General features: G+C 39.2%; 3 protein-coding genes. 1 reads left to right on the forward strand and 2 read right to left on the reverse strand.

Going from position 1 to position 3,363, the window contains the following annotated elements; all coding sequences use genetic code 11:
- Together H5S10_RS06680 and H5S10_RS10220 are read right to left on the reverse strand one after the other, a co-directional pair.
- Positions 1 to 1,933 (reverse strand): serine-rich glycoprotein adhesin (locus tag H5S10_RS06680; protein WP_182589125.1); only part of this gene is annotated, 1,933 nt, incomplete at its 3' end.
- A 288-nt stretch (positions 1,934 to 2,221) separates the two neighbouring features.
- The gene (locus tag H5S10_RS10220; RefSeq protein WP_231795509.1) at positions 2,222 to 2,524 is read right to left on the reverse strand and encodes an LPXTG cell wall anchor domain-containing protein; all 303 of its coding nucleotides are present in this window, start codon (positions 2,522 to 2,524) and stop codon (positions 2,222 to 2,224) included.
- 214 nt (positions 2,525 to 2,738) lie between these two features.
- Here H5S10_RS10220 and H5S10_RS10225 point away from each other — a divergent pair.
- Positions 2,739 to 3,363, forward strand: a 625-nt coding sequence (locus H5S10_RS10225; RefSeq protein WP_267905338.1) for a hypothetical protein, incomplete at its 3' end; no start/stop codon positions are given.

The following is a 3,363-nucleotide window of genomic DNA, read 5'->3' on the forward strand; positions in this document are numbered from 1 at the left end:
CCCTAGTAGTACCATTCTGATTAATATCTGCCATTACCGTTTGTACTGGTGCATTTCCATTATTTTGTTCACCAGTAGTGGCGCCAATTGCATAACTGGTGCCATTAACAGTACTTTGATTATTTTCAAAGTAATTCGATGCTGTTGTTATTCCATCATTCGTTACAATCACGTTAGTATTATTAGCGTTTATCGTAACAATAGAAGAATTTGAAGAATAGGTAGTACCAGTGGTTGTATTTAAAATTACGTGAGCGGGATCATTAATATTAACAGTATTATCAGATCCACCGAAGTAGAAGTTTAAGTTGCCAGAAAATGTGGTATTAGTCCCTTGTTCAAAGTTAACAGTGTTATTATCACAACCATCAGCAAAATAAACATTCGTTCCACTAGTGCGCAAATTGATATGGGAGTTTACCCCCGCAATAAATTTACCGTCTTGATTAGTTAGGGCAATATTCCCAACATTATTCCAAATTTGGCCTCCAGAATAGCTATAAGTATTATTAATTGTTAATGTCGCATTCTCGCCAACTTTAACTGCATGTTCGCCGTTATCGGCTAACATTGCAACATCATATGGGGACATACTATTATTAACAACCAGACTTGCATTGTCATCAATAATCAAGTCATTTCCGGCATACATCAAAGTGCTATAGCCAACAAAGCTAGCTGAACTGGTTGAATAAGTATTGCCGTTATATTGATATGAACTGACTCCATCAATTGTAGTATGTCCTTGAATTTCAAAGACCTTTAAATAGCCACTAGCAGAATAAGTATCTGCGAAAACGGCAGCCCCACCAGTCGCATGAACATCATCATAAATTAGAGTCTCGGCTCCTGAATTAGTAAGAGCAAAACCACCACGATTATTAGCAGTATAAAGATTAAGGGATTTAACAGTTGTCGTGGTCTTCATACCCGTGTAAGCGTTTAGCCAAATACAGTTATTGCCTAAGTTGAGGGAATGGCCGGCACCATCAATCGTAAGATCACGAGGTGGAATTTCGAGATCACCCATTCCAGACTGACCTAAATCAATGTCAGCTGTTAACTGAATAACACTGATGTTTGAATTATTAAGAGCATTTTGAAATTCACTGCTATTACTTACTTCAGCCGTATTTTCAGCATTAGCTTGGACAAAGTTTGCTTTTAAATTAGTTAAGATCGCCGCATTCGTAAGATTTGTTACGTTGACCTTAGTATTTACAGAACTAGCGGCCGCATCAAGCGAGTTGTTAAAGGTGTCATCATTGAGAATAGTAGTTGATGCGGCCCCAGAATTGCTTGTGTTTTGACTAACGTCAGTACTATTTACCGTACTCGTTGTCGTTGAAGTAGATGCTCCGTTTTCAGTTGACCCTGATGTCATTGAAGTGCTATTTGATTGGCTAAGAACTGATTCACTAGTGGAAACAGTTGACTGACTAGTCGAACCCGAAGTACTAGTAGTCGTGGAATTACTAGTAGAGGTCGATCCAGATGTAGATTTCACATTAGAGGTTGACGTGGTTGAAGTACTTGCTGACGTACTAATAGTTGATCCACTAGTTGAGGTAGTCGATTGGCTCGTGGAGGTGCTACCCGAAGTACTCCCAGAGATTGAACTTGATCCAATAACCTGTGATTTTTGATCAACAGTGGTAGTTGCCGCGTGGGCCTCAGTAGGACTAACTGCTCCCGCTGCACCGACGCCAAACAATGTCGCTATGGTCGCAGCACCCTTTTTATAAGCATCCGTTGAATCTGATTGATTATACTTTAACGAATCTAAATCATTAAAATTAGTTGGCTTAACTTCTTTCTTTGATTTAAACGCAAAGATTTTAAAAAAACGCGTCAATGCGCTAAACCAACCATGCTTTGTTTTATATAGTTTTACCTTACTCTTATCTTCTTGTTCTTTATTATGTCTAGTCATGCTTAATCCACCTCTTCGAATACTTTATATAAATCTAATGATAATTTATAAATAATATTTTCATAAGAAAGTGTACAACATTTTTATAAGAAATAAAATAATTAGCAGTTAAAACTATATAAAATCAAGAGATTTTTAAATAATTCAATTTATAATCAAGTGATAATTATTTAATGTAATATTATTTAAATTATAAGCCAAATAATATTTGCTTATTACACAAAAAAACAGCCCCCAGCCGGAATTCCAACTTGGGAGCTGTTCTTATTTTGGACGCAGATGATTAACTTATTTGTCTGCACTATTCTTTTTCTTCTTAGCAATCAGCAAGAGTAAGACTCCTTCTAATGACATCAAACCAAGTAACTCAGCCGTTGTTTGACTAGCATTACCCGTTTGCGGAAGCCACTTGTTTTGCTGACTTGGCTTATTTGCATTGCCATTTTCGACAGAGTTTTGAGCAGTTAAGTCAACAGTCATGTGCTTATCCGTTACGGAAGCACTTGTATTTTCAAGATTAGAAGTATTTGTACTGTTAGCGATACTCAAGCTCAACGAAATTAAACCATTTCCAGAACCGTTTGTTGACATCGAAGTAGAACCACTATTGTCAGGGATTGGCGTTACTGGTGATTGACTACCACTAGTAGATTCTGACCCATTAGATGAAGAACCACTTATAGAAGTACTGTCGCTAGCACTTAATGAAGTAGAGCCACTATCACTAATAGAAGTAGAACCACTTGCACTTTCAGAAATTGATGCACTATCGCTTTCCGAAATTGAAAGGGATTGACTAGCACTAATGCTTTGCGATACTGATACGCTCTCACTTAACGAAGCAGATATTGAAGCACTAGTTGAAGCGGAAATACTTGAACTTTCGCTTGCACTTACGGAGGCTGATGTACTTTCGCTGGCGCTTACTGAAGCCGAGGTACTTTCACTTGCACTTACAGATGCTGATGTGCTTTCACTGGCGCTTACTGAAGCTGAGGTACTTTCACTTGGACTTACGGAGGCTGATGTACTTTCACTTGCACTCAACGATGTTGAGGCACTTTCGCTGGCGCTTACTGAAGCTGAGGTGCTTTCACTCGCACTTACCGAAGCTGAAGTTGATTCACTCGCACTTACTGAAGTAGAGGTACTTTCACTTGCACTCAACGATGTTGAGGCACTTTCGCTGGCGCTTACTGAAGCTGATGTGCTTTCACTTGCACTTACCGAAGCTGAAGTTGATTCACTCGCACTTACTGAAGTAGAGGTACTTTCGCTTGCACTTACTGAAGCCGAAGTACTTTCGCTGGCGCTTACTGAAGCGGAGGTACTTTCACTCACACTCAACGATGTTGAGGTACTTTCGCTGGCGCTTACTGAAGCCGAGGTACTTTCACTTGCACTTACAGATGCTGATGTGCTTTCGCTGG

Origin of the sequence: Limosilactobacillus balticus, from assembly GCF_014145615.1 — a bacterium.
In the GTDB taxonomy this organism is placed as follows: Bacteria; Bacillota; Bacilli; order Lactobacillales; family Lactobacillaceae; genus Limosilactobacillus; species Limosilactobacillus balticus.

What these genes read in the sequence shown, in the direction of transcription:
- H5S10_RS10220 (WP_231795509.1), bottom strand. Translation starts at nt 2,524, where the DNA reads ATGTCAACAAACGGTTCTGGAAATGGTTTAATTTCGTTGAGCTTGAGT.